We start from the raw sequence: 25,445 nt of genomic DNA on the forward strand, positions 1-25,445 counted from the left end.
CGACCGCGGGAGGGAGAGTCACGATCGGCCCCGCGATTCGAATCGCGGACGCCGCTGGTGCCGGTGCGGTGCGTCCGGAGCGCTAGCGGCGATTTTTGTAGCGCCCGCGACCCGGTGCGTGGGCGCTGTTACCCGGTCCCTCGCCGCGGTGTCCCGACGGGTGACCGCTGTTACCCGGTGCGTCGGCGTCCTCGTCGCTCGACGGCTCGTACGCGTCGAACAGCGGGTACGAGTCGTCGATCGCCGTCGTCTCGAGGACCGTCGGCTCGCCCCCGAGGTTGCGCTCGGGGTCGACGACCGCGTCCGCGTTGAACCGCAGGTCCGTCTGCAGTCGCGCGGCGACGGCGTTCAGGTGGCGCGTGTGCTCGGCGGACGCCGCGGCGCTCCCGAGCAGGACGACCGCGCCGCCGGCCGTCCGAACCCGACGGAGGGCGAGCAGTTCGCCGATCTCGAGGTCCCGCACGGGCGCACTGAGCAGGACGGCCCGCGGAACCTCGGCTTCCAGTTCGTCGAGGAGCGTTTCCGACAGGTCGTTGATCTGGCGGAGGCGAACGCCGACTCCCTCGAGGTACCGCTGGTAGTACATGCAGTCCTCGAGCGAGATCGAGCCGTCGGCGTTGAACTGGCCCTGGCCGCCGGCGACGAGCACGTCACCGTCGGCGTCCGAGAGATAGTCGATGAGATTCGTCAGGAACGGGAAGTTGCCGTAGCCGCTCGTATCGACGCCGAACGACTCGGTCTCCTCGTAGTCCTCGTGGACGAGGAGCCCGCCGACCAGCGCGACGCGCCGTCGCTCGTCGACGCCGACCAGGGGAACGTCAGCACCGTCGCCGTCGTACGCGACGCCGCCGCGCTCGAGTCGTTGCTCCGCGCTCGGCGACGCCGCGACCGGGACGCGGTCCGACTCGAGGCGGCCGCCGTTGCGCCCGCGAGCGCTGCGGATACTCCGCGGTGCGGGGACGAACAACTCCTCGACGGACTCGTTGCGGATCTCCGGGAGCGCGTCGAAGTCGGCGGCCGACCAGATCCCGCGCCCCGCTGCGAGGGCGTCCTCCTCGAGCGCGGCGAAGTCGTCGTGAGCGGCGAAGCCCGAGGAGTAGACGCGGGCGTACCCTTCCTCGACGAGCTCGCGATTGTAGGTGGCCGAGAACGAACCGCGATCGAAGTCGGCCTCGAAGTCGTCGGGGTCGTAGTGGACGTAGCCCAGGAGCCGCCCGTAGTTGCCCCGCAACGGTTCGGCCTCGTCGAAGGTGACCGTCACGTGGCGGCCCTCGAGGCCGGACTCGTCGACCGCCGCGCCCTCCGGAGCCAGCCGCTCGAGAGCGAACTCGGCCGCCCGCTGGCCCCAGTCGTGCAAGTGGTCGCCGGCGTCGTCGGGGATCCCGAACCACTCCTCGGGAGCGGGCGCCGTCGGCGGCGTCTCGGCGGTGTCGACGCCGACGTTGCGCACCACCTCGCGGTAGCCGTACTCGGTGTCGAACTCGACCTCGACGGTGTCGCCGTCGAACACCCGGACGATCCGTCCGTCGTACTCGCCGTCGCGATCGAACTCGATGTCGACGCCGTCCCGACCGCCGAAGTAGTCGAACGCGGGCGAGAAGTCGGTCGCGAGCGGGACGTGCGCCGGCCCGGCGTTGTGGACCTCGTCCTCGACCTGCCCGCCGTTGAACCGGAAGGCGAGGTCGAGGCGTTCCGCGATCGCGTTCAGGTTCTCGGTCCGGTCGTTGCCGCCGAAATCGGACTGATCGAACAGGAAGACCGCGCCGCCGTCGGCGACGAACGACTCGAGAGCCTCGAGTTCCGACTCCCGGAACTCCCACTGGGGCGTGGTGATCACGAGGCCGTCGGCGTCCGCGAGGCCGACCGACTTCGTTTCGGGATCGAGATACGACTCGTCGAAGTCGGTCGTCGTGAAGACGTGACCGTCCCAGCCGGTCGACTCGTCCTCGACCTGATCGTCGTTGAACCGGAATCCCAGATCGAGGCGCTCGGCGATCGCGTTCAGGTGGGCCGTCTCCGCGTGACCGCCGTAGTCCGCCTGGTCGTGGAGGAAGACGGCGCCGCCGTCGGCGACGAACGACTCGAGAGCCTCGAGTTCGGCCGCGGTGAACGGCTCGGCGGGGGTGGTGATCACGACCGCGTCGGCGTCCGCGGTGGCATCGCCGTCCGAACCGTCGGAGTCGCCCGCGAGGACCGTCAGTAGGTCGTCGGTCGACTCGACCGCGTACCCCTCGCTCTCGGCGTCGGAAATGAACGTCTCGAACCGCCCGGAGCCGTAGTACTGGTCGTGGCTCTCGTCCCAGTAGACCGTCTCGCCGTCGACGACGTCGTCCCAGACGCCCCGGAGGAACGCGGGGTTCTCGGCGTGATCGCTGTCGTCGTTGACCAGCGGCGCGCCGAGACCGACCACGCGATCGTCGCGGGTGATCAGCGGAATCCGCTCGTCGTCGGCGTAGTGGTAGGGGTCCGCGTCGGCCCGATCGACGTTCGTCGCCGTCGGTTCGGCCCGCGCGAGCACCTCGAGGCCGTCGTCGGCCGCCACGCGGTCGTCGGTCAGCGCGTCTCCGGCGGGCGACACCTGACTCGCCGTCGAGTAGAACTCGAGGGACGTCCCGTCGGTCTCGAACTCCTCGAGCGCCCGCAGGTCGTAGCCGTTGTCCTCGGCGTAGCGCCGGAAAACGGTGTGACTCTCGAGGTCCCAGTACTGCTCGTGGCTCTCGTCCCAGAGGACCGTGCTGTCTGTCCCCACGAGTTCGTCCCAGACCTCGAGCATGAACTCCTCGTTACCGACGTCGAAGCCGCCGCGCTCGTCGCTCAGAAAGGCCGCGCTGCCGATTCCCATCACGGTCCCGTCCTGGGTGATCAGCGGAATCCGCGCGTCCTCGTAGGAGACGACGTCGGACTCGTCGGTGCCGTCGTTCGTGATCAGTACGGCGGCGTCCTCGGAGGCCCACGCGACGACGCGGCTCTCGTCGGTCAGTTCGTCGTACTCGGCGCTGACCTGTGAGGCCGTCGAGTAGAGGGAGAGGGCCTCGAGGCCCTCGCTCGAGTCCGAGTTCGGCTCAGTGGGACGAGCGCTCGACGAACTCGAGAGGGCGAACGCCCCCGTCGCAGTGCCGAGCAGCGAGACGAACGATCGGCGGTCCAGACGACGCGCGTGGCCGGTCGGAAGGGAGACCATGATGAGTCGTTTCCCATTCGATAGATGAACGTTCGTAATAGCGGTACGTTCCGGTATGTGAGATGGATACGCAACCGGAGCCGCTGGCCGTCTCCGAAGGCGTGTCGTCGAGACGGTCGCTCGAGCAGTCGGTCGCTCCCCGCACCGTTCTCACTCGAGAGACACACAGCGTATCGAGTCCCGACGGATTCCGACGACGCAGCGAGAATCAGTGCAGGCGGTCGAGCCACCGCTGGCCGGTCCGGAGATCGGTCGGCACCTCGTCGCCGAACGCACAGCGGGTGCGGTCGGTCTCGCAGGGGTTGCCCGTCGCGACCTCGATCTCGGGGGAGCCGCCCTCGAAGACGGCCGTGCTCGCGGTCGTCAGCTGCCCGAAGGCGTGCGGTTCGTCCGTCTCCGGCTCGGGGTGGCGACAGATCGAGTCGTCGCCAGGCCCGTTCGCGTGGTCCCGCGCGATCGTCCAGAGGTCGTCCCGATCGAGGCGGTCCTCGTCCTCGAGCAACTCGAGGGCGCGCCGTCGACGTTTCGTCGAACTCTCGGCTTCGGTCGACTCCGAGCGGACGAAGTGGTTCGTCCGGGTGACGACGGGCTCGTCGTCGACGAAGATCCGCTCGGTCGCGGGATCGACCTCGAGCAGGACGTCGTCGGTGTCGTCGGCCAGGAACAGCGTCTGGCCCATCAGGCGGCGCGTGGGACGGGACTCGAGGAATTCCCGGGCCTCGTCGACGGTCGCGCACTCCTCCAAGAGCATCCGGATGACGGTCCCGTTTCGCAGTTGCGTCTCGGGAGAGACGTCCGCTCCCTCGCCCTCGCAGTCGATATACGTGTTCGCGGCGACCAGCCCCTGATCGTTGACGCCCTTGAACATCGAGACCGTCCCGCAGGTGTCGATCGTCAGGATCCCGTGGTAGTCGTCGATCGGCGGCTGCTCGACGATCGATTTCGGCCGCGCCCCTCGGCCCGCGATGTCCCGGTTCTTGAGCACCAGCGGGCCGCCGGTCGCGGTGCTGGGGCCCGCGTCGGTCGTCGATTCGGGATCGACTCGCGAGGGCGCGACGAGCGCGTTCGTACACCCCTCCCCCGTTCCCGTCGCCGTTCCCGCGCCCAACGGGTTCTTCTCGGAGCGGCCCTCGCCGTCGGCCAGTTCCTCGCAGAGTTCCGAGTACGCGAAGACGTACGCCTCGTAGACGTCGGGGTCGACGTCGAACACATCGGCCATCGCCTCGTAGGCCCGCCGGTGGCGGTCAGGCAGGCTCTCTCGACTGCGGCGGGCGTACTCGAGCAGCGGTTCGAGGTCGACTCCCTGCTCGTCGACGATCGACTCGAGTTCGTCGATCGCCCACTCGACGGCCTCGCGTTCGGTCTCGGCGCGGCGCCGAGCGTGGTCTGCGAAGGAGTCGACGCCGGCGATCGAGTCGTCGTACGCAATGGTGTCGACGGCCGTATCGTCCATATGAGGAAGAGGGGGCTCGAGGGGGTTGTATCGCCGGCCTGAATTAGTACACGGCAAGAGTGTGCACCCACCGCGAGCGAACGAAGTGAGCGAGCGGGCCGACGAGCGACCAAGACGCGGCGCGAAGTGTCTTTCGTCATCAAGCGAGAGCTTCGCTCTCGCGGACCTCGCGAATCTCCGATTCGCTCAGTCACGGACGACGCTACACGTCTTCCGAACGACAGCGCAAAAGTTCGGTATAAGGGTGTACGCGTGTCGGCAGCGGGGATGGCGATCGTCGCGCGTGGCGATGATCGAATTGTGTTCCCCCCGATCCCCACTGTGATGCCGTCGACCGGCACTGCCGACGTTCTATTTAACGTTAGTGGCCGGCATTAGTGTATCGGAAACATTCAACTGTTCTTGCACGTAGCGATTGATCACCTGAGTCCCCCACTAATGCGAAGCCGACGCCGCCTGCTGACGATGGTCGCTCTCGTCGGTACCGCCGGTTGTCTCGAACCGCCGGTGACCGGGTCGCCGCCGTCCCGTCCGCGGGCAGTTTCGAGTTCGCCTTCCGAACGGTCGACGGTGCCGAACTGGTCCGGATCACGGCGACGAACGTCAGCGGTGATCCGTCGGGTCTCAGGGTTCGGATCGGCGATACGGTCGCCTACACCGACGGGGGATATGGCGAGTCGTACACCGCCAGCCGCGAGTACGTCGACGAGTGGGACGACGGGATCGACTCGAGCGACGGTCTCGAGTTGACGACCGGTGACGCGCTCCCCGAAAACGAGCGGCTAGTTATCGAGGTCGAACGCGACGAGAGCGACGAGTACGTCACCATCGGGGAGACACGGATTTGACAGCCTTCGCTCGGTCTCAGTCTCGAATCAGCGTCCGGTAAATCACCCTCGGCATAGTCTAGCTGTCGCTCACGGATCGGTCGCGACAGCAAGCGGGCGGGAGGGGATTTGAACCACGGGGAGAGCAAAGCTCTCATCTCGTTCAAATCCACGTGTTGGTTCACTCATCGCTCCGCGACTCGTTGCACGGGCGCGATGGGATTTGAACCACGGTCGGAGCAAAGCTCCTCCCTGATTCCAATCCCACGTGCCGGTTCGCTCGTCACTTCGTTCCTCGCTGTACGGGCGCGATGGGATTTGAACCCACGACCGTCGGATTAGAAGTCCGACGCTCTTTCCGGACTGAGCTACGCGCCCTCGAGTAGGAGTCCATGTCGGATCGGTATAAGCGGTGTGGATTTCCCACAGCTACCCGTGGAACCGATACAGCGAGGTCACGACGGGCGGCCGATTGACCAGCCGGATCGCTACCGGGAGACCGACCTCACGAGGTCAGTGTCGTCCGAGGCGACCGCGAAAAAGCCGTGCGACGTCGACCGTCTCCCGTTCCCGACGGCGAGTGCTAGGAGCCGGCGGTGCCCTCCGCGTCCGAACCGTTGTCCTCGGTACTATCGTCGTCGAGAAACGGATTGTCCGATTCGGTCTCGCCGTCGGTGGACTCGTTTTCGGCGTCCTCGGAGTCGTTCTCGTCCGCGCCCGGGCCGGACAGTTCGTCCTCGGTGTCGGAGTCGTTCCCGCCCGCGCCCGGTTCGGCGCTGCCGTTCTCGCCAGCGCCGGGCTCGTCGCCCGTCTCGTTCTCCCCGGGCTCGCTCTCGTTGCCGGGATCGCCGTCGCCGCCGTCGGATTCGTTCCCCTCGGACCCTCCGTCGCTGCAGCCGGCGAGCGCGGCGATCGAACCGACACCGACTACCTTCGCGAACCGTCGTCGGTCGAGTTTCGAAGCTGTCATAGCGTGCAGTCGGCGGCGACGATCGACCACTAAATAATAGCGACAGTCGGTTCCGATTGTTAGTCCGGATTCGGTCGAATTATCCGACGTAAACTCGAGCCGAGCGAACGGTTGTGCGCGTCGCCGTCGTTCCGTTCCACACAAGCGGGAAGGGTGCGAGCGCTACGCGACGGCTAAGCGTTCGGTCGCGAGCGCCGGCTCGAGGGCGACGATTCGCTCCGGAGTGGGCCGCGTCGCACTCCGCGATCGAGTCGGGAACCCGAGTCCTACTGACGTTTCGCTGGCTGCAACCCGACCGTTTCGTCCGCCGCAAGCGCGCTCGAGTCGAGCGACGAACAACAGCGCTTATACACGTCTCGCCGGTACGATCCGTCGATGCACGTCATCGGAACGGTGGGACTGCCCGGCAGCGGGAAGGGCGAGGCCGCGACCGTCGCGCGCGAACACGGCATCCCGGTGGTGACGATGGGCGACGTCGTCCGCCAGGAGACGGCCGACCGGGGGCTCGACCCGACGAAGGATCACGGCAAGGTCGCGCAGGCGCTGCGCGACGAGAACGGGCCGACCGCGATCGCCGAGCGGTCGCTGCCGATGATCGAGGACCGCCTCGAGGACCACGACACCGTCCTCGTGGACGGCATCCGATCGGACACGGAAGTGGACATCTTCGAAGAGCGGTTCGGCGAGGCGTTCACGCTGGTCAGCATCGAGGCCCCCTTCGAGGTCCGGGCCGAGCGGATCGACGCCCGCGGCCGGGACGCCAGCGAGGACGACGGCGGCGAGGGGCTGGCCGCCCGCGACGAGCGCGAGCGCGGCTTCGGGATGGACGACGCGATGGACCGCGCCGACGTCGTCGTCGAGAACACCGACTCCCTCGAGGCGTTCCACGAGCGCATCGAGGCGATCATCCGCGAGGGCGGCGCGGCGACCGACGGTGACGACGGCGAACCGGAATCGGAACCGGAACCGACACCAGACTCCGTCTCGAATACCGATCCATGACCGACATCTATCGCGTCGACATCGAGATCACGGCGCCGATCTACGACACCGAAGTCACGAGTCGGGTCGTCGACGCCGTCGCGAACATCTTTCCCAACGCCGACATAGCGGAGGAGTTCGGCGAAGTCAGGGGCGAAGCGCACGCGATGGACCACTTCTCGGACCTGCTCCACCGCCAGGAGATCCTCGACACCGCCCGCGGAGAGTTCTTCGCGAACCGCGAGGACGAGACGTTCACCTTCGCGCTGAAGAAGCAGGCGGCCTTCGAGGATCGGATCAACTTCTCCGTGGGCGAGCCGGACGAACTCGGCGAGATCGCCGTTCGGGTGCGGGTCGAAGAGCCGACGCTCGAGGAGTACGTCGACCACATCGCACCGCCGACCGAGGACGGCCGACCGGTCGACGCCTGAGCGCGCTCGACGGAACTCGTCGCCTCGGATCCGCTCGTCGTGTCCCACCCACCGCGTCTCCCCCTCGCAGCCCTCCCTTCGCTCCGTCCCCGCGACCGTCGGCTATCGTCTCGAGTCGGCGAACCCGTTTCCGCACTGCTCGCAGCGAGCGAACGACGGGCGGGGAGTGAAAGGCCACCGACACGTACACCGAGGGGATGCACGACACGATCACCGTCTCGGAGATCATGGTCACCGACGTCGTCACCGCCACGCCGGACACCACCGCCTCCCGCGCCGCGACGCTGCTGCGCGACGAGGGCGTCAGTTCTGTCGTCGTCGTTCGCGACGGCGCGCCGATCGGCATCGTGACCGAAGGCGACTTCCTCACGCACCTCTGCGAGCGCACCGATCTCGGCAGCGTCGAACTGACCGACGTGCTGTCTGCGCCCCTCGAGACGATCTCCCCCGAGACGACGATCATCGACGCCGTCGGCGTCCTGCAGGAGAACGGGCTCGAGCACCTCCCGGTCGTCGAGCGCGAAGCGGGCGATAGCGACGCTCACGGTGACCTCGTCGGTATCCTCACCACGACGGAGCTCAGCTACTACGTCCCCCACCTCGCCCATCGGACGGGCGGCCTCGAGGCCGAGCGCCCGCGACAACGAGTTCGGACCGACACGCAGTACGAGCGCGACGACTGGACGTTCGAGTACCGCGCCGAGAACGAGTCGACCGTCGACGTCGGCGACGTCGCTCGGTTCTCGAAGGTGCTCTCGGAGAGCGACGTCGAGGCGTTCGCCGAGATCAGCGGCGATACGAACCGCCTGCACCTCGACGCGGCCTACGCGGCCGAGACCAGATTCGGCGAGCGGATCGTCCACGGCGTCCTCGCAAACGGGCTGATCAGCGCCGCGCTCGCCCGCCTGCCGGGGCTGACGATCTACCTCTCACAGGAGAGCAGCTTCCTCGCGCCGGTGCCGATCGACGACCGAGTGACGGCCGTCTGCGAGGTCGTCGACGACCTGGGCCGCTCGAAGTACCGGATCGAGACGACCGTCACCGACGGCGACGACACGACCGTGCTCGAGGGCGACGCCGTCGTCCTCATCGACGAACTCCCGCCCGAGGCGACGGCCGAGGACGAACAAGTGACCGTCGATTGAGGCCGGAGACGGTATCGCCGACGCCACCGACGACACCGAACTGAGACCGCTGACTCGAGTCGGTTGCGGACCGCCGATCCGTGTCGGTTACGTACAGTCGCCGGCCGCGTCGACCGATTGCTCGCCCGTTTCCTTGTGGTTCTGAGCCGCAATGCGGTCGCCGTCGGCCGCGGCGATCGCCCACTCCTCGAAGGCCGCCGCGGCGTCGGTGAGGTGCTCGCTCTGGCAGATCGCTGTTTCGACGTGCTCTGCGATCCCGCTCGGCGGCTCCTCGTCCTCCTCGAAGGTCGTCGTCGCCGTCTCGAAGGCCGACTCGGCGGTACCGAAGGCGGTCTCCGCCTCCCCGAAGTCCCTGTTCTCCATGTGGTCGCGGCCCGCCTGCAGGCGCTCGTAGCCGTCGAGCAGCGACTCGAGCCCGTCGCCGAGCGTCGCGAGCGACGCGGTCGCGTCGCCCAGCGTCGCGACGCCGTCCGCGAGTTCGGCGGGGTCGATCCGGACCAGTCGCTCGAACGCCTCGTCGAACGATTCGACGTCGGCGGCCGCCTCCGCGTGGTTCGTCTCGGCGGCCGCGAACTCGTTCGTTCGCTCGTCGATCGTCGCGGACGCCTCCTCGAGGTCGTCGTCCGCGTCGCCACCGTCGCCCTCGGCGTCGTCGCCGCCGATCGCCCCGAAGACGCTCTCGAGGTCCTCCTCGAGCGTCTCGTCGGTGACCGTCTCGGTCACGTCGACCAGTCGCTCGAGGACGGCCGCGTACGTCCGCAGGAGTTCGATTTCGGACTCGCGGTCGTCGTCCAGTTCGTCCGCCGCCGTCTCGAGGTGTTCCCGGGCGCTCTCGATCCGTTCGGTCGGGACCGAAGCGTCGAACTCGACGTCGGTGGGGTCCTCGACGTCGTCCGCGGCGAACAGGGCGAGGGCGGCCTCGTTCAGTTCGCCGACGGCGCGGTCGAGTTCGCGGTCGCCGGTCCGATCGGCGACCGCGACGGAGTCGCCGTTCGAATCGGTACCGGGGAGATCATCGAGACAGCCGGCCATCGCGGCCAGCGTGGCGAGGGGGACGCCAGTGCGCGTGAGATACTGCCGACGGTTCATCGACTCGAGGATACGTCTAGAGGAACATGAACGTAGTGGCAGCCGACAATACGTGTCTCGAGTCCGAAACGAACGGGCTCGAGGGGAGAATCGATCGGCGGTGAGTCGAGTGAGGGTCGCGTCGCGATCAGCCGAACGGCCCCATACCGCCCATGCCACCGCCGCCACCGCCGCCGCCCTGCTGCATCTGTTTCATCATGCGCTGCATCTCCTGTTCGGAGCCCATGCCCTGGAACTGCTTGATCGTCTTCTCCATCATCTTGTACTGCTGGAGCAGTTCCCGGACCTCGTCCTCGCTGGTACCCGAGCCGCGGGCGATGCGTTCGATCTGGCTGGCGCCGATGGCCTTCGGGTACTCCTTCTCGGCCTCGGTCATCGAGTCCATGATGACCGAGAACGTGCGCATCCGTTCCTGGGTGACGTCCATCGCGTCGTCGGGCAACTGGTCCTTGATCCCGCCGCCGAAGCCGGGGATCATGTCCATCACCTGATCCAGCGGCCCCATGTTGTTCATCGCCTCCATCTGCTTTTGCATGTCGTGGAGGGTGAACGAGCCCTGGAGCATGTCCTCGGGGTCCCAGTCGTCCTCCTCCATCTCGGTCTGCTCCATGGCGCGCTCGACGCGTTCCGCGAGCTGGCCGAGGTCGCCCATGCCGAGCAGCCGTGAAATGAAGCCGTCGGGCTCGAAGCGCTCGATGTCCTGGACCTCCTCGCCGGTCCCGAGGAAGGCGATCGAGGAGTCGGTCTGGTCGACCGCCGTCAGCGCGCCGCCACCCTTCGCGGTCCCGTCGATCTTCGTGATGACGACGCCGTCGATCCCGATCGACTCGTCGAACTGCTGGGCCTGGTCCTTGGCTCCCTGCCCGATCGCCGCGTCCAGCACGAGCAGCGACGTGTCGGGATCCGCGACGTCCTCGATCTCCTCGATCTCGTCGATCAACTCGTCCTCGAGCGCGTGGCGACCCGCCGTGTCGACGATGTGGACGTCGGCCTCGCTGGTCTCCGCTAAGCCCTTGCGGGCGATCTCGACCGGATCGTCGTTGTCCGGGTTCCCGTAGAAGTCGACCTCCGCGCGCTCGGTCATCTCCTTGGCCTGCTCGTAGGCGCCGGGACGGAAGGTGTCGGTCTGGATCACGGCGGGGCGAAGCCCCTTCGTCGAGAACCACCAGGCCATCTTCGCCGCGGAGGTCGTCTTCCCGGAACCCTGCAGCCCGGCCAGGAGAATGGTCTGTTCCTCGAGGGGCAACTCCGTCGAGTCACCGATGAGGGCGACCAGTTCCTCGTAGACGATGCGGAGGACGAAGTCCCGCGCCGGCGTGCCGGCCGGGGGCTCCTCCTCGAGGGCTCGCTCCTTGATGTTGTCCGACAGCTCCATCACGAGCGAGACGTCGACGTCGGCGGAGAGCAAGGAGCGCTGGATCTCCTTGACGATCTCCTCGATGTCCTCCTCGCTGATGCGTGACTTCCCGCGGAGCTTATCTAAGGTTCCCCGCAGAGAACTCCCGAGATCGTCGAGTACCATTTGCTCAGTCTACGGGGCGATGGCGTTAAAGGCTTTTTCTACTCTCCACACCGCGCACGGAATATCGAGAACCGGTTACCGGGTCCGTTCTCGAATATCCGGCTCGTCGACAATCGATGCGGTGTCCGCTCGAGGAGGCGCCGACCGTCGCGGCGTCGATGCGTATTTCACTCGAGGGCCGCGAAGTCGGTCGTATGAGCGAAGACGGCGACGAAGACGACGCGATCGCTGACCCCAGCAACTACGAGGCGCTCGAGGACGCCGACGTCACGATGCGCGAAACCGAACACGGCCTCCACATCGCCGACGACGAGGTCACCGGGGTCTCGAGCCAGGGCCAGACTCCCGACGAGGCCCTGCGAAACCTCGCGGAGGCCGTCCGATCCTACCGGGAGGCGACGGACGACGACACGGGCGACGACTGGCTGTGAGCGCGCCAGTGCCACCGAATCCAGCAACGACGGCGATAGCGCCGGCGATGCGAACCGGTATGCGAGTAGACAGATTCTTTCGATAGTCACACCAGAGTAACTATTCGTTCCAGCGGTGAACTGGAACACTGTCGCATGGACGAGACACGATCCGATTCGTCACGGCGAAGCGACTCGACGACCGACTCGGCGATGGCTCGACGCCGCGTGCTTCGGGGCGGAACCGGGCTCGCGGCGACGGCCCTCGGCATCGCGACGCTCGGGGGTCAGGCCGCCGCGCACTTCCCGGCGGACCTCGAGATCGACGTCAAACCGGGCACCGATCGAGCGCCGATCAATCCGAACAGTTGCGGCGTGATCCCGGTCGTCGTCCGACAGACCGACGAGTTCGATCCGACGAGCGAAGTCGTCCGATATCGGTTCGGCGCACCCGACGTCGTAGCGGACGGCGGCGGTGCACGACCGATGCACGACGGTCACGCGATCGACATGAACGGCGACGGGCGGGACGATCTCCTGTTGCTGTTCCCGGCCAACGACGCCGGGTTCGACGGCGACGAATCGGCCGCCCGACTCGAGTGGGAACGGAGCGAGGACGGAGCGCACGGACTCGCGGGGACGGCGCCGATCAGAATCGTCGGTCGACGCGGACGGTAACGACGCTGCGGCGACGACCGCCACCGGGCTCGTTTTTCTTCCGGCCGCACCCGTCGCGCGTCGTGTCAGTTCGACTGGAGCGAAAGCGTTCGCTCGCGGACCGGCGTCGATCAGTGTGCGACGACGACGAGCGCCGTACAGACGGCCATGAACGCGACGTGGGGAACGAACGCGCGATAGGCCAGACGCCTCGAGTCGGCCATCGTCGCGGCGACCTGCCAGGCGATCAGCCCGCTCCAGGCGACGGCGAGCCAGAGCCAGTCGGCGACGAAGAACGCGTCCCAGGCCGAAACGAGCGCCGGCTCCGCGCCCGCGGGGAGGTCAAGCGGGATGCCCAACCCGTTCGCGAACGCGTTCAGGCTCTCGCCGCCGTCCTCGAGCAGGCCCCCGATAACGTGGGCGCCCAGCGAGTACATGATTCCCAGCGGCGCGTACGCGAGCCCGAACTTCGTGAACGACTCGGTCCAGTCGAGGCCGCCCCAGTCGCTCGCGAGCCGATTGACGGCCGTGAATCCGAGCAGCGTCGCCGCGATGCTCGTCAGATACGCCACCGTGGGCGTGAGCAGCCCCGGGAGTCCCCCGACCAGCGCCGTCGACTCGACGGCGTCACCGAGGACGTGATCGATCGGGAAGACGGCCCAGATGACCAGCGCGACGATCGCCTCGTCGACCAGCGGGATGCGCTCGGTGACGATCTTCGACCCCGGCCACCGAAAGCGAAGGTCCACGTCTTCGTCCGGTCGTTCGGTCGTACACTTCATGCAGACCGTACACCGGCGGTCCGTGCTCAGGTACTCGCTCCGGTACTCGAGGGTCGCACACTGGACGCCGGTCTCGCTCCGCTGGGCGATCTCGAGCGGCGAGAGCTTCGACGTGACGCTCATCACCCCAGTCGCGGGACAGACGTACCGACAGAACGCCTGTCGCCGATAGACGAGGCTGACCGCGACGGCGACGCCGAGGATCGCGAGCCAGTAGTACGGAATCAGACGCGGCGTGTAGGCGACGCCGACCTTGTACATCGGCCACCGGGCCAGCGCGAACGTCACCGCGGTCAGCGACAGGACCGACAGCGGCAGCCCGTAGACGACCCACTTCCGGTGGGAGTACATCGGGAAGTGTCGCTGCAGTCCGAACCGCTGGGTGAGCCTGACGATCGCGCCGAGCGGACAGAAGAAACACCAGATCCGACCCAGGAACAGCAGGCTGAGGATCATCGCCGGCGACCACCACAGGTCGAAGAAGGCCACGGCTCCGAAGTTCGCGCTCGAGTCCGTCGGGCCGACCGCGGCCCGATAGATCGCGTACACGAAGAGCGCGGCGGTGAGTAGATTGACCGCCGGCTGGACGTACTCGTTCGTGAACAGGAATCGGACGACCCGATTCCGGGTGATCGTGATTCCATCGCTCGACTCGGTCTCTGTCGCCATAATCGCTCGTCCGGCCGATAGCGAGGTTAATTATCTTGTTTAGTAGACGAAATAAGATCGCGGCGATGTGCCGCAGCCGTTATGTTCGGCGATATCGTGTCAATTCGCATCGATTGCGGGATCGCGCCGAGACCGTCCCGCGGACGAGATCCCTCGAGTCGCAGGCTCCGGTTTTACGCGCGCAGCCGTGGTCGGCTCGCGTATGGACGAGTACGACGTAGTCGTGATCGGCGGCGGATCGGGGAGTCAGGTCGCGACGGCGGCCGCCGAGCGAGGTCTCGAGGCGGCCGTGATCGAGCGCGGCCCGCTCGGCGGCGCCTGTATCACGCGGGGCTGTGTTCCCTCGAAGGCGCTCATCCACCGGGCCGATATCGCCGAGACGGTCCGCCGCGCCGGGGAGTTCGGCGTCGGTGCCGCGCTCGAGGGCGTCGACTACGGCGAGATCACGGCGGCGATCCACGAGACGGTCTACGAGAAGGCGGATCGACAGCGGGCGAGTCTGGAGGACGCCGAGAACGTCGCGCTCTACCGCGGCGAGGGCCGGTTCGTCGACGAGCGGACGCTCGCGGTTGACCTGAACGACGGGGACGAGGTCGAACTTCGGGGCGACAGCGTCGTCATCGCGGTCGGCAGCCGGCCGTTGGTGCCGCCGATCGACGGCCTCGAGGACGTCGATTTCCTCACGAGCGACGACGCGCTCTTCCTGGACGAGAGACCGGATTCGCTGGTCGTCGTCGGCGGGGGCTACATCGGCGCCGAACTGGGCTACTTCTTCGCCGCAGTAGGGACGGACGTCTCGATCGTCGGGCGCAGCGAGCGACTCGTCCCCCGGGAGGACGACGCGGTCAGCGAGGTCGTGACGGAGTCGCTCGAGCGCTACTGCGACGTCTACGCCGGCTACGAGGCGGCCGAAGTCGCGGAGAACGACGCGGGCGTCGTCGTGACCGCCGAACCGAGCGAGGGCGGAGACGACGGCGGTGGCGAGAGCGGTTCCGGAGACGGCGTCGAGCTCGAGGCCGACGACCTGCTGCTCGCGACGGGTCGTCGTCCGAACACGGACACCCTCGATCTCGAGGCGACCGGCGTCGAGACCGACGACGGCGAGTACGTCGCGGTCGACGACCGCCTCGAGACGACCTGCGACGACGTCTGGGCGCTCGGCGATATCGTCGGCGAGCAGCCGTTCAAACACGCGGCGGACTACGAGGCGAAGACGGTTTCGGCGAACCTCCTCGAAGGCGCCGGCGAGGCGGTCGATTACACTGCGATGCCCCACGCCGTCTTCACCGAGCCGCAGGTCGCCGGCGTGGGACGGACGGAGGGCGAACTCGAGGACGCGGATCGAGAGTACGAGTCAGCGACGGTCCCCTTCGACGCCGCGCCGCTGGGGATGATCATGGACGCCGACGACGGCTTCGTGAAGGTGCTCGCAGCACCGGACGGTGAGATTCTGGGCTGTCACATCGTCGGCCCGCAGGCCTCGACGCTGATCCAGGAGGTCGTCACTGCGATGGACAGCGGCGGCGGGACCGTCGACGACGTCGCCGAGCCCGTCCACGTTCATCCGGCGTTGTCGGAGGCAGTTTACGCCGCGTTCGACGAACTGTCCTCGAGCGAGTTCTCGACGGCGCCGGACTGGCGGGACGTGGGCGACTGAGGTGACGAGCAGACCGACAGCGACCGAAGAAGCGGCTCGAGGGTCCGCGACTACCAGTTCCAGGGACCGTGGTCGGGATCGATCTCGCGGTGGCGGCGGTCGATCGAGTCGATGGTGTCGATGTCTTCCGCGTCCAGTTCGAGGTCCAGCGCCTCGAGGTTCTGAATCATGTGGTCGCGGCTGCTGGCCTTCGGAATCGTGGCGACGTTGTCGTGGCTGAGCAACCACGCGAGCGAGACCTGCGCCGGCGTCGCGTCGTGTTTCTCGGCGACCTGCTGGATCTCGGGGACGTCGAACACCTCGCCCTTGGCCAGCGGCGAGTAGGCGACGAGCCAGTGGTCGTGTTCCTGCGCGTACGCGACCAGCTCCTCCTGTGGGAGCAGGGGGTGCATCTCGACCTGGTGGGCGAACAGCGGGGCGTCGAGGACCTCGCGGGCCTCGTCGAGCAGTTCCGGCGTGAAGTTAGAGAGACCGACGTGACGCGTCTTGCCCGCCTCGTAGGCGTCGTCGTACGCCGGCAGGATCTCGTCGTGGTCGTAGATCCCCGACGGCCAGTGGACGTAGAGGAGGTCGACGAAATCGACGCCGAGTCGCTCGAGACAGCCGTCGATCGCGTCGGGCACGGCGTCCGGATCGGACGGCACGTCGTGGTGGACGGTCTTCGTCGAGAGGAAGACGTCCTCGCGGTCGACGTCGGCGGAACGCAGTCCGTCGCCGACGAACCGCTCGTTCTCGTACACCTGCGCCGTGTCGACGTGTCGATAGCCGACCTCGAGGGCCGTCCGGACGTTCTCGGTCCACTGTTCCCGGTCGTCGTCGGAGTACGTCCCGAGACCGATCCGCGGAAGGGAATCGCGAGCCATGGCTGCGGTGTACTCGAGGGCGTCGGTTTACCCTTCTGCTTTGTTCCTCGTTCGCCCGGTCCGTCCGGACGCCTGCGAGCGGAGAGCCGGCGGGCACGTCGCGCGCTCGGCGTCAGACGACCGCGTGCTGTTCGTCGATGAAGGAGTGATACCACGCGACGTAGGTGAGGATCATCCAGAGCGTTCGACCGACGGACTCCTCGCCGCTGCGGTGTGCCTCGCGCAGCGACAGGGCCCGGTCCGCGTCGACGTACGGCGTCTGTCGGAGTTTCTCCCGGGTGAACCAGGTCTCGATCGAATCGTGCTCCTCCTCGAACCAGTCCTCGACGGGCGGGCGCATCCCCATCTTCTCGCGCTCGAGGATCGGGTCGGGCAGGAGGTCGCTGACGGCGGTCTTGAGCACCCGTTTGACGTCGTCGTCGGTGACCTTGAGCTCGGCCGGCAGCGAGTGGGCGAACTCGACCAGCTCTTTCGAGAGGAAGGGGACGCGAAGCTCGAGCGACTGGGCCATGCTCATGTGGTCGGCCTTGTAGAGGTGGTAGTCCGGCAGCGTGTAGCCCGTCTCGTAGGTCGACATGTGCTGCTCTAAGGCCGGGTCCGCGACCTCCGTAGTGACCTCGCCGACGTTCGCTCGCAGGCCGGACGTCGTGGCGGACTCCCCCGTCCGGAGGAACTCGTCCGGTTCGGGTCGGAAGGTCGTGAAGCCACAGACGTGATTGAGCAGCATCTCCTCGTTGTTCTTCAGGCCGGAGAAGTACCGGAGGTGCTTGTTCCCGACCGGCGCCACCTGCGCGACGGCGTCGGCGACGTCGTGGGTGAACGCCGGCATGAAGTCGACCTTGCGCTTGTGTTCGGGGACGTGCTGGTACCAGGGGTATCCCGCGAACAGTTCGTCGGCGCCCTCGCCGGCCAGCGCGACCTTGACGTCCCGACTGGCCCGCTCGGAGAGGGCGTACATCGGCAGCATCTGCAGGTGGCCCGTCGGCTCGCCGAGGTACTGCATCATCTCGCCGAACAGGTCCATCGACGAGAGGTCGATGTCGACCTCGTGGTGGTCGGTGCCGAAGTGGTCCGCGACGAGCCGCGCCTCGTCGCTCTCGTCGAGGTTCTCGTCGGCGAAGGAGACGGAGTAGGTCTTGAGCGGGTCGTCCTTGAGTTGGGAGGCGATCCCGGTGACGGCGGAGGAGTCCAGTCCGCCCGAGAGGAACGCCCCGACCGGCACGTCCGCCATCATCCGCTTCTCGACGGAGCGTTCGAGCAGGGTCCGCAGCCGGTCGGCCGCCGCCGCCATCGTCGTCGTTCTGGTCCCGGTCTCGAGGTCGAGCAGGTCCCAGTACTTCCGCGTCTCGACGCCGTCGGCGCTGATCGTCACCGACTGCCCCGGCTCGACCTTCCAGACGTCCTCCAGCAGGGTCTGGGGGGCCGGCGTGTACTCGAGCGAGAAGTGGTTGTAGACGGCCGCGGGATCGATCGTCCGGTCGACGCCGCCGATCAGCAGCGCCGGGAGCTCGCTCCCCCAGACGTAGCCCCGGTCGGTCGTCCCGAAGTACAGCGGTTTGATGCCGAACCGGTCGCGGACGAGGAAGACGGTCTCGGCCTCGCGGTCCCAGATGGAGAACGCGAACATGCCCTCGAGGTGAGAGACCATCTCCTCGCCGTATTCCTCCCAGAGGTGGACCAGCACTTCGGTGTCGCACTCGCTCTCGAACCGGTGACCCTCGCGGGAGAGTCGGTCGCGTAACTCGCCGTGGTTGTAGATCTCACCGTTGAAGACCACGCCGACCGTCTCGTCCTCGTTCCACTTCGGCTGGGACCCGCCCTCGAGGTCGACGATCGAGAGGCGGCGCGCACCCATCATGAGTCCCGCGTCGCGATCGAGGTACGACCCCTCCTCGTCGGGGCCGCGGTGTTCGATCCAGTCGAGCATCGACGAGAGCGTCTCGTCGTGGGTCCACCCGTACGCACCAACGATACCGCACATGGACTACCAACCGGGAATATCGGTCCTTGTAATAGAGGCCTTGCAGCCCGGTAATTATCCCATTACCGTTGGAAGAGTTACAGCAATCGGGATCGGAAAGGAATCGTGACGGTCGGGCGATCCGGGGAGGGCGGTGCCAGTTCTCCGGTCAGGCGCCAACGCAGTGGAAGCGAACGGATGCGCAGTGATCGCCTAGCGAGTACTGTCGCTCAGCGTGTCTCATTCGAACCGCGAGACGAACGGGACCGCGACGATCGGATTCGACCCGGTGACTCGAGGGACGGCGTTAGTTGCCGGCTTCACCGTCTCGAACGCCCCGTTCGCGCCGCTCACTCGGCCTCGCCGCGCTCCCCGTTCCGCCTCGAGGCTTCGTTCGCGCCGCTCACTCAGCCTCGCCTGTTCCGCGGTTCGCCTGACGGCTCACCGCTCCACATCGAGGTCTCGTTCACTCCGTTCACTCGACCTCGCCGCTCTCCGCGGGTCGGCTACGCCTCCCCGCTCCGTCTCGAGGTTTCGCTCACTTCGTTCGCTCAACCTCGCCGCTCTCTACCGCCCCATCGTTCGCCACCCACTCCGTCAGGCTCCCCTCGTAGAAGGCGACGTCCTCGTAGCCCAGCGCCCGGAGCACGACGTAGGTGTGGCTGATCCGTCGCGCGGTGTTACAATAGAGGACGATCTCTCGATCGGGCGTGATACCGTGCTCGGCCAGCAGCTCCTCGAGTTCGTCCGCGGGCTTCAGTCGCCGCGTCTCGTCGTCGACGACCTCGCGCCAGTCGAACCGGACCGCGCCCGGCAGGCGGGCCTCCTCGAACTCGTGGGCCTCGCGCGTGTCGACGAACAGCGCGCCGCGCTCGAGGGCCGCTTCGACGGCGGCGTAGTCGACCAGCGGGCTCTCCTCGGGCGCCAGCGGGTCGGGGTCGTACTCGGTCGGCTCGACGTCGGGGGTCTCGCTCGAGGTCTCGTACTCGCGGTTCCAGGCGCTGTAGTCGCCGTCGAGCAGGCGCACGTCGTCGTGGCCGTACTCGAGGGCGGTGAGCACGAACCGGGCGGCGAAGACGCCGTGGGTGTCGTCGTAGGCGACGATCGTGTCCTCGGGCGCGATGCCGGCCTCGGAGCACAGGTCGGCGAAGGCGTCGGCGCCGGGGAGGGTCCCCCGATCGACGTCGCTCTCGTCGCGGTAGCTGTCGAACGGGATATTGAGGGCACCGGGAATGTGGCCGATGCCGTCGTACTCCCAGGCGTCCCTGACGTCGACGACGCGTACCTGCGGGTCCTCTCGGTGCGTTGCGAGCCAATCGGGCGTGACGACGACGGAATCGTTCATTAATCGGGCTATACGAGCGGAGCTCCGAGAACGCACCGGTTTGGACCCGAACGAACGGGTACCGGGACAGTGGCAACTATTGCTGGTGTCAGTCGTCGGAACGTATCGCTGAACTGGTCTATCAGCCGGAAATACCACGTTTCAGCTTCTTTCGGGGCCTGTGAGCGGAGACAAACCGGTCGGGGAGCGGAAGATGTGGCAAGTATTTCCGCCAGGGTCGATCGGTGTCCGAATTGACCGGTTAAGCAGTCCCTTTGTGTGTCGGCGTCGTAGGAACGCGTATGGCAAACGACTACGCCAACGACGTACTCGTCACGGCCGACTGGGTCGAGGAGCGCCTCGACGAGTTCCAGGACGACGACTCCGACCTCCGACTGGTCGAAGTCGACGTCGACACGGAAGCCTACGAGGAGGAGCACGCCCCCGGTGCGATCGGGTTCAACTGGGAGACCCAACTGCAGGACCAGACCACCCGCGACATCCTCTCGAAGGAGGACTTCGAGGAGCTGCTGGGCAGTCACGGCATCAGCGAGGACGACACGGTCGTCCTCTACGGTGACAACTCCAACTGGTTCGCCGCCTACACCTACTGGCAGTTCAAGTACTACGGACACGACGAGGTCTATCTCCTCGACGGTGGCCGCGAGTACTGGCTCGAGAACGACTACCCGACCACGGACGAGGAGCCCGACTTCTCGGAAACCGAGTACGACGCCGCCGGTCCGCGCGAGAGCATCCGCGCCTACCGCGAAGACGTCGAGAACGCGATCGAGCGCGGCGTTCCGCTCGTCGACGTTCGCTCGCCCGAGGAGTTCTCCGGCGAAGTCCTCGCGCCCCCGGGACTCCAGGAGACCGCCCAGCGCGGCGGCCACATCCCCGGCGCGAAGAACATCTCGTGGGCCGCCGTGACCAACGACGACGGCACCTTCAAGACGCGTGACGAGCTCGAGGAGCTCTACGCCGACGAGGGCATCGACGGCGACGAGACGACCGTCGCCTACTGCCGCATCGGCGAGCGCTCCTCCGTCGCCTGGTTCGCCCTGCACGAACTGCTCGGCTACGACGACACCGTCAACTACGACGGCTCGTGGACCGAGTGGGGCAACCTGGTCAACGCGCCCATCGAGAAGGGCAGCGCTGAGTAAGTAGTTTCAGACAGCCGTTTTTTCGGACGCTACGTCGCGAGTAGCGACTGCGGTATCACCACTGATCGCCGAGGAGTGACGCGAAAACCGCCGTTTCGAGCGTCCGACTACTTCGCGAAGACGCTGTCGGCCGTCGCCGCACCGACGATGCTGAACACCGAGCCGACGCTGACGGCCTTGAACGTGTCCCACGCGACGTCGGCCGTCGTCGGAGGGCCCCCGAGGAACGTGGCGGGCGCGTTGAACAGGAGCGCGAGGATCGCCACTGAACCGAACGAGACGAGCAACAGCGAAATGAAACGGATCGGAACGCCGGCGACCTCCTGCTCGGTGTCCGGATCGCGGGTCGTGTCGGCCGTATAGAGGGCGCCGTAGCCGATCGCGGAGACGACGCCGACCGTCAACACTGCCTGCAGCGCACTCATGCTGACCGCGAGGTCCCAGACCTCCTGGGTCACGACGAACGGTCCGGCGAGCAGGAAGCCACCAACGGTTTGTTGTGCCGAGTCGGCCACCCGGAACTGGCGGGGGCGTCGCGGCCGTCGGATTCTCATGCACCCCTGTTTCTAATCCGCCGTGAAATACCGACCGATCGGTACTCCGGACGGATAGCCTCTCGAATCCCTCGGCGTCAGGGTCGGTCGTCCGCGGAACTGTGGCCGGATCGGTCACGCGATGAGAGGTCGCGATGCGTGTTATCACTCACCACTCGTCGGGCCGCGGACGCTATCGCGACAGACCTAACTCGAGGCCGATTGAAAGAGCCGGTATGGCCGATTCCGAGGCGTTTATCGAAGCCGTTGAGGAGAACAACCAGACCGCGCTCTCCCGACTCGGGTCCTCGAAGTCGCTGTACGCCGACACCGACGGCGACATCGACACCGAACCCGTCCTCCGGGCGACCGCCGACGCCGAACACGCCGCCTGGCAGACGTTCCTCGAGTGGGCCGAGAGCGAGGACCACGAGGCCGCTCGCGAGGCCTTCGAGGCGACCGCCGACGAGGAGGAGGGCCACTACGAGACCGTCCTCGACCACCTCGGGGACGACGAGTACGAGCCGCGGGAGGTGCCCGCGCTCCACGAGTACCTGCGCGGCCTCGAGTCGACCGTCGAGCGCGTCGGCGCCTTCGTCGGCCGGATCCTCGCGAGCCAGCGTTCGAAAGACCAGGTCGTCGGCTACTTCGTCGGCGACGCCGACCCCCAGACCGCGAGCGTCTTCCGCGAGTTCGGCGACGATCTGGACGAGCAGCTCGAGCGCGCCGCGGAACTCCTCGAGGACGTCTGCGAGGACGAAGACGACCGCGAGCGCGCCCACGAGGCCGCCGACGGCGCGATCCAGGCCGCCTACGACGAGTACGTCGAGAGCCTCGAGGCGATGGGCGCGAATCCCAAGCCCGTCTGCTGATCGCGGCCGGACGCTGATCGTGGCCGAGTACTGACCGCAAAACGAGTGATTCGGCGCCGTTCCGAGTGCGTTCAGACGCCTTCGACCGTCTCCCGGAACGCCCGGACCGACTCGAGGGCGTCGTCTACCAGGTCGGCGACATCGCCGCCTTCTTCGTCGGCGATATCGGTGAGGATGTGCTCGTGACGGGCCAGTTTCCCGTGGTCGGGCCCGCGCTCGGCCTCGGCGAGGTCGGCGAACTGGTCTGCCTGGTTCTCGAGGCGCTCGCGCGTCTCGTCGTCGGACGCGGCGTCCGCGGCCTCCCGGAGCGTCGCTGCTGCGTCTTCGAGGTTCTCTCGTGCCATACGCTGACGTTCACCCGGGGCGGTTAAAACGGTTTCATTCGCTCCCGGCAACTGGAACGTCTCGAAATAGCGGGTGAGGGTCGACCCCCGTCAATCGACGCGCTCGATCCGACTCTCGAGGTCCGATTCGACCGCGGTCTCCGGATCGAAGCCGGCGACGGCGTCGTGGAAGTTCGTCCGGAAGCTGGCCGGCCCCTCGTGGGGCATCTCGGCCGCGCGCTCGCCGGCGAGACCGAAGGCGAGCGCGCCGTGGACGGCGGCCGTCGTCGAGTCGTCGACGGCGCCGCGGAAGGCCGCGAGCGTGGCGCCGAGCATACAGCCGGTGCCGACGACCTCGGAGAGCCGTTCGTGACCCGCCGAGAGGCGAATCGCCCCGTCGCCGGTCGCGACGACGTCCTCGACGCCGCTGGCGACGACCGTCGCGCCCGTCGATTCCGCCAGCGACCGCGCGGCGTCCTCGATCTCGTCGTACTCGCCGACCGACTCGACGCCCTTCACTTCGGCCTCGACGCCCGCGAGCGCGCTGATCTCGCCGTAGTTGCCCTTGATGATCGAGAAGTCGACGTCCTCGAGCAGCGCCTCGGCGACCGCCTCCCGCGTGGGCGTCGCGCCGACGCCGACGGGATCGAGGACGACGGGGATGTCCCGCTCGGCGGCGGTCTCGCCGGCCTCGTGCATGGCCTCGACTTTTCCCTCGGGAACCTGTCCGGTGTTGAACAGGATCGCGGCGGCGCCGGCGGCCATCTCGCCGGCGTCGCCCGGCGAGTCGGCCATCACCGGGAGCGCGTCCCAGTGGAGCGTGAGGTTGGCCACGTCGTTCATGGTGACTTCGTTGGTCAGGTGCTGGACCAGCGGCGACTGTCGGCCGATCGCGCGCAGCGAGTCGGCGAGCTCGTCCCCGGTGATACCATCGGGTAATGAGTCAGTCATCACGATCCCGTCCGTTCCGCATCGACTTCGCAGTTTCGACCGCGTCGGACAGCGCTTCGGTCGTGGCCCGCGGATCGTCGGCCGCAGTGATCTCGGAGATGACGGCCACGCCGGTCGCGCCGGCCTCGACGACCGGGCCCGCGTTGTCGGCCGTGATCCCGCCGATGCCGACGACCGGGATCGAGACCGCGTCGACGATCTCGGCGATCCGCTCCGGGCCGACCCCGTCCTTGTACCGCTCGACGTCCTTCGACGTGGTGGCGTAGACGGTACCGACGCCGAGATAGTCCGCGCCCGCGGCCTCGGCCTCGAGGGCCTCCTCGACCGTCGCCGTCGAGCAGCCGACGACCGCCTCGGGACCGAGCAGCTCCCGCGCGACGCCGACCGGGAGGTCCGACTGACCGACGTGGACGCCGTCGGCGTCGATCGCCTCGGCGACGTCGACGCGGTCGTTGACGATCAGATCGACACCCGCCTCGGCGGTCAGTTCGCGCAACTCGAGGCCGAGTTCGTACCGCCAGCGGGCGTCGGTCTCCTTCTCGCGCAGTTGGACGACGTCGACGCCCCCGTCGATCGCCGCGCGGACGACGTCGACCGTCGAGCGGTCTCCGGAGATCGACTGCTGGGTGACGAGATAGGTACCGTACTCCGATGGATCCATGGGAGGAACTGGCGGGGCTAGGCCACTAATCGACTGTGGTTCCGCGCACGGGCGTTCGGACCGTGCGATTACGATCCGCGGCCGATCTTCAGGACTCGAGGCGATCCACGCCCGTCCGAACCAGCGCGTCCCAGTCGGCCTCGTCCAGCCGATCCCGGAGCGCGGGCAGCGGCGTGATCGGTTCGGGCTCGGCCGTCTTCTCGGCGATCGACCGGCGCCACCAGGCGACGTCGTGCCACTCGCCCTCGGTGTGACCGATCGCCGGGAAGTCGACGCAGCGCTCGAACCCCATTCGCTCGTGGAACCGCTCGGTCTCGGGGTTGGGGACCGTCGTCACGGCGTAGGCGTCGCGAACGCCCTGTCGCTCGAGGACGGCGAACAGCGACTCGTAGAGCGCGCGGCCGACGCCCGACCGGCGGGCGTCCGCGGCGACGTAGATCGAGAGTTCGACCGTCCACTGGTACGCCCGGCGCTCGCGAAGCCGGCTCGCGTAGGCGTAGCCGACGACCTCGCCACCGACCTCGCAGACGAGCCACGGATACGTCTCGAGGGTCGATGCGATTCGATCGGCCGTTTCGTCGTCGGTCGGCGGCGCCTCCTCGAACGTGACCGCCGTCGACTCGCAGAAGGGGGCGTAGATGTCGCGGACCGCGGCGGCGTCCGCCGGAGTCGCGACTCGAATCCGCGCGTCGGCTGTCATACGGGCGTGTCTTTCCGACTCGAGAGATAAGTCCCCCGAAACCGACGGCGCCGAGACCCGGGGCTGGTCGATCGAGTTCCTCGAGAACGACGTCTTCCCGTCGTATCTCTACCTTGTGACCAGAAGCACTTAAAGAAATCTGCGTTCGACACACGGGACTGCCGAGAGATTCAGCTGTGGCTACTCGAGAGTGAGATCCGGAGAACGACGCTTTCCCGTCGTAGCTTTACCTTGTGACGAGAGCCACGTAAAGACCGTCCGCGTTCGCCGCGTCGAATCCTCGAGCGAAAGACAGTGGCGACTACTCGAAATTGTAAC

23 protein-coding genes and 1 tRNA gene are annotated in these 25,445 nt (G+C 67.3%); 9 read left to right on the forward strand and 15 right to left on the reverse strand.

Translation table 11 applies throughout. From position 1 onward, the window contains the following. Positions 1 to 82: 82 nt before the first annotated feature. Both WD430_RS06180 and WD430_RS06185 read right to left on the reverse strand, forming a co-directional pair. Positions 83 to 3,181: a thermonuclease family protein gene (locus WD430_RS06180; protein WP_339105143.1), complete on the reverse strand. Its 3,099-nt coding sequence runs from the start codon at positions 3,179 to 3,181 to the stop codon at positions 83 to 85. A gap of 208 nt (positions 3,182 to 3,389) precedes the next feature. Beyond that, positions 3,390 to 4,634 carry a C45 family peptidase gene (locus WD430_RS06185; RefSeq protein WP_339105144.1) on the reverse strand — a complete coding sequence of 415 codons (1,245 nt, stop codon included), beginning with the start codon at positions 4,632 to 4,634 and terminating at the stop codon, positions 3,390 to 3,392. Positions 4,635 to 5,125: 491 nt separating this feature from the next. On the opposite strand from WD430_RS06185, the gene WD430_RS06190 reads away from it, so the two are divergent. Further along, positions 5,126 to 5,482, forward strand: coding sequence for a hypothetical protein (locus WD430_RS06190; RefSeq protein WP_339105146.1), 357 nt, complete (start codon positions 5,126 to 5,128; stop codon positions 5,480 to 5,482). Between the two features lie 282 nt (positions 5,483 to 5,764). Here the strand turns inward: WD430_RS06190 and WD430_RS06195 are convergent. Continuing rightward, positions 5,765 to 5,839, reverse strand: a tRNA-Arg gene (locus WD430_RS06195). A gap of 205 nt (positions 5,840 to 6,044) precedes the next feature. Continuing rightward, positions 6,045 to 6,431, reverse strand: coding sequence for a hypothetical protein (locus WD430_RS06200; protein WP_339105147.1), 387 nt, complete (start codon positions 6,429 to 6,431; stop codon positions 6,045 to 6,047). Positions 6,432 to 6,806: 375 nt separating this feature from the next. Here WD430_RS06200 and WD430_RS06205 point away from each other — a divergent pair, with 375 nt between their 5' ends. From WD430_RS06205 to WD430_RS06215, 3 genes are all read left to right on the forward strand, one after another. Further along, a complete protein-coding gene (locus tag WD430_RS06205; RefSeq protein ID WP_339105148.1) occupies positions 6,807 to 7,433 on the forward strand; it encodes a nucleoside monophosphate kinase in 627 nt (208 codons plus the stop codon). Beyond that, the gene (locus tag WD430_RS06210; RefSeq protein ID WP_339105149.1) at positions 7,430 to 7,843 is read left to right on the forward strand and encodes an RNA-binding domain-containing protein; all 414 of its coding nucleotides are present in this window, start codon (positions 7,430 to 7,432) and stop codon (positions 7,841 to 7,843) included. Before WD430_RS06205 ends, WD430_RS06210 begins: the two co-directional genes overlap by 4 nt. 197 nt (positions 7,844 to 8,040) lie before the next feature. Next, positions 8,041 to 8,988 (forward strand): CBS domain-containing protein, encoded by a 948-nt coding sequence (locus WD430_RS06215; RefSeq protein ID WP_339105150.1) that lies wholly within the window; start codon positions 8,041 to 8,043, stop codon positions 8,986 to 8,988. 87 nt (positions 8,989 to 9,075) lie between these two features. Here WD430_RS06215 and WD430_RS06220 read toward each other — a convergent pair whose 3' ends face one another. Together WD430_RS06220 and WD430_RS06225 are read right to left on the reverse strand one after the other, a co-directional pair. Then, complete coding sequence (locus tag WD430_RS06220) at positions 9,076 to 10,077, reverse strand: hypothetical protein (RefSeq protein ID WP_339105151.1); 1,002 nt, start codon at positions 10,075 to 10,077, stop codon at positions 9,076 to 9,078. 127 nt (positions 10,078 to 10,204) lie between these two features. Next, positions 10,205 to 11,599 (reverse strand): signal recognition particle protein Srp54, encoded by a 1,395-nt coding sequence (locus WD430_RS06225; protein WP_339105152.1) that lies wholly within the window; start codon positions 11,597 to 11,599, stop codon positions 10,205 to 10,207. Positions 11,600 to 11,793: 194 nt separating this feature from the next. On the opposite strand from WD430_RS06225, the gene WD430_RS06230 reads away from it, so the two are divergent. Together WD430_RS06230 and WD430_RS06235 are read left to right on the forward strand one after the other, a co-directional pair. Continuing rightward, entirely contained in the window at positions 11,794 to 12,030 is a 237-nt protein-coding gene (locus WD430_RS06230; protein ID WP_339105153.1) for a hypothetical protein, read from the forward strand. Between the two features lie 135 nt (positions 12,031 to 12,165). Then, the gene (locus tag WD430_RS06235; RefSeq protein WP_339105154.1) at positions 12,166 to 12,687 is read left to right on the forward strand and encodes a hypothetical protein; all 522 of its coding nucleotides are present in this window, start codon (positions 12,166 to 12,168) and stop codon (positions 12,685 to 12,687) included. 110 nt (positions 12,688 to 12,797) lie between these two features. On the opposite strand, the gene WD430_RS06240 is transcribed toward WD430_RS06235, so the two are convergent. Continuing rightward, the gene (locus tag WD430_RS06240; RefSeq protein WP_339105155.1) at positions 12,798 to 14,117 is read right to left on the reverse strand and encodes a 4Fe-4S binding protein; all 1,320 of its coding nucleotides are present in this window, start codon (positions 14,115 to 14,117) and stop codon (positions 12,798 to 12,800) included. A gap of 202 nt (positions 14,118 to 14,319) precedes the next feature. Between WD430_RS06240 and WD430_RS06245 the strand changes: the two genes are divergently transcribed. Further along, entirely contained in the window at positions 14,320 to 15,774 is a 1,455-nt protein-coding gene (locus WD430_RS06245; protein ID WP_339105156.1) for a dihydrolipoyl dehydrogenase, read from the forward strand. 50 nt (positions 15,775 to 15,824) lie between these two features. On the opposite strand, the gene WD430_RS06250 is transcribed toward WD430_RS06245, so the two are convergent. The 3 genes from WD430_RS06250 to WD430_RS06260 form a co-directional block, all read right to left on the reverse strand. Beyond that, on the reverse strand, positions 15,825 to 16,637 hold the full coding sequence (locus WD430_RS06250) for an aldo/keto reductase (protein ID WP_339105157.1): 813 nt from the start codon (positions 16,635 to 16,637) through the stop codon (positions 15,825 to 15,827). A gap of 112 nt (positions 16,638 to 16,749) precedes the next feature. Beyond that, the gene (asnB, locus tag WD430_RS06255; RefSeq protein ID WP_339105158.1) at positions 16,750 to 18,618 is read right to left on the reverse strand and encodes an asparagine synthase (glutamine-hydrolyzing); all 1,869 of its coding nucleotides are present in this window, start codon (positions 18,616 to 18,618) and stop codon (positions 16,750 to 16,752) included. A 517-nt stretch (positions 18,619 to 19,135) separates the two neighbouring features. After that, positions 19,136 to 19,942, reverse strand: a complete 807-nt coding sequence (locus tag WD430_RS06260; protein WP_339105159.1) for a sulfurtransferase — start codon at positions 19,940 to 19,942, stop codon at positions 19,136 to 19,138. Between the two features lie 281 nt (positions 19,943 to 20,223). Here WD430_RS06260 and WD430_RS06265 point away from each other — a divergent pair, with 281 nt between their 5' ends. Then, complete coding sequence (locus WD430_RS06265) at positions 20,224 to 21,087, forward strand: sulfurtransferase (protein ID WP_339105160.1); 864 nt, start codon at positions 20,224 to 20,226, stop codon at positions 21,085 to 21,087. A gap of 107 nt (positions 21,088 to 21,194) precedes the next feature. Here WD430_RS06265 and WD430_RS06270 read toward each other — a convergent pair whose 3' ends face one another. Beyond that, complete coding sequence (locus WD430_RS06270; RefSeq protein ID WP_339105161.1) at positions 21,195 to 21,641, reverse strand: DUF2391 domain-containing protein; 447 nt, start codon at positions 21,639 to 21,641, stop codon at positions 21,195 to 21,197. Between the two features lie 215 nt (positions 21,642 to 21,856). On the opposite strand from WD430_RS06270, the gene WD430_RS06275 reads away from it, so the two are divergent. Further along, positions 21,857 to 22,492 (forward strand): rubrerythrin family protein, encoded by a 636-nt coding sequence (locus WD430_RS06275; RefSeq protein WP_339105162.1) that lies wholly within the window; start codon positions 21,857 to 21,859, stop codon positions 22,490 to 22,492. A gap of 71 nt (positions 22,493 to 22,563) precedes the next feature. Here the strand turns inward: WD430_RS06275 and WD430_RS06280 are convergent, their stop codons facing one another. From WD430_RS06280 to WD430_RS06295, 4 genes are all read right to left on the reverse strand, one after another. Next, the gene (locus tag WD430_RS06280; protein WP_339105163.1) at positions 22,564 to 22,836 is read right to left on the reverse strand and encodes a hypothetical protein; all 273 of its coding nucleotides are present in this window, start codon (positions 22,834 to 22,836) and stop codon (positions 22,564 to 22,566) included. Positions 22,837 to 22,926: 90 nt separating this feature from the next. Continuing rightward, positions 22,927 to 23,766, reverse strand: a complete 840-nt coding sequence (gene thiM, locus WD430_RS06285) for a hydroxyethylthiazole kinase (protein ID WP_339105164.1) — start codon at positions 23,764 to 23,766, stop codon at positions 22,927 to 22,929. Next, positions 23,759 to 24,427, reverse strand: a complete 669-nt coding sequence (gene thiE, locus WD430_RS06290; protein WP_339105165.1) for a thiamine phosphate synthase — start codon at positions 24,425 to 24,427, stop codon at positions 23,759 to 23,761. The genes thiM and thiE overlap by 8 nt, the downstream gene beginning before the upstream one ends. 88 nt (positions 24,428 to 24,515) lie before the next feature. Continuing rightward, positions 24,516 to 25,127 carry an N-acetyltransferase family protein gene (locus WD430_RS06295; RefSeq protein WP_339105166.1) on the reverse strand — a complete coding sequence of 204 codons (612 nt, stop codon included), beginning with the start codon at positions 25,125 to 25,127 and terminating at the stop codon, positions 24,516 to 24,518. Positions 25,128 to 25,445: the final 318 nt, after the last annotated feature.

The organism is Haloterrigena sp. KLK7 (assembly GCF_037914945.1).
Lineage (GTDB): Archaea > Halobacteriota > Halobacteria > Halobacteriales > Natrialbaceae > Haloterrigena > Haloterrigena salinisoli.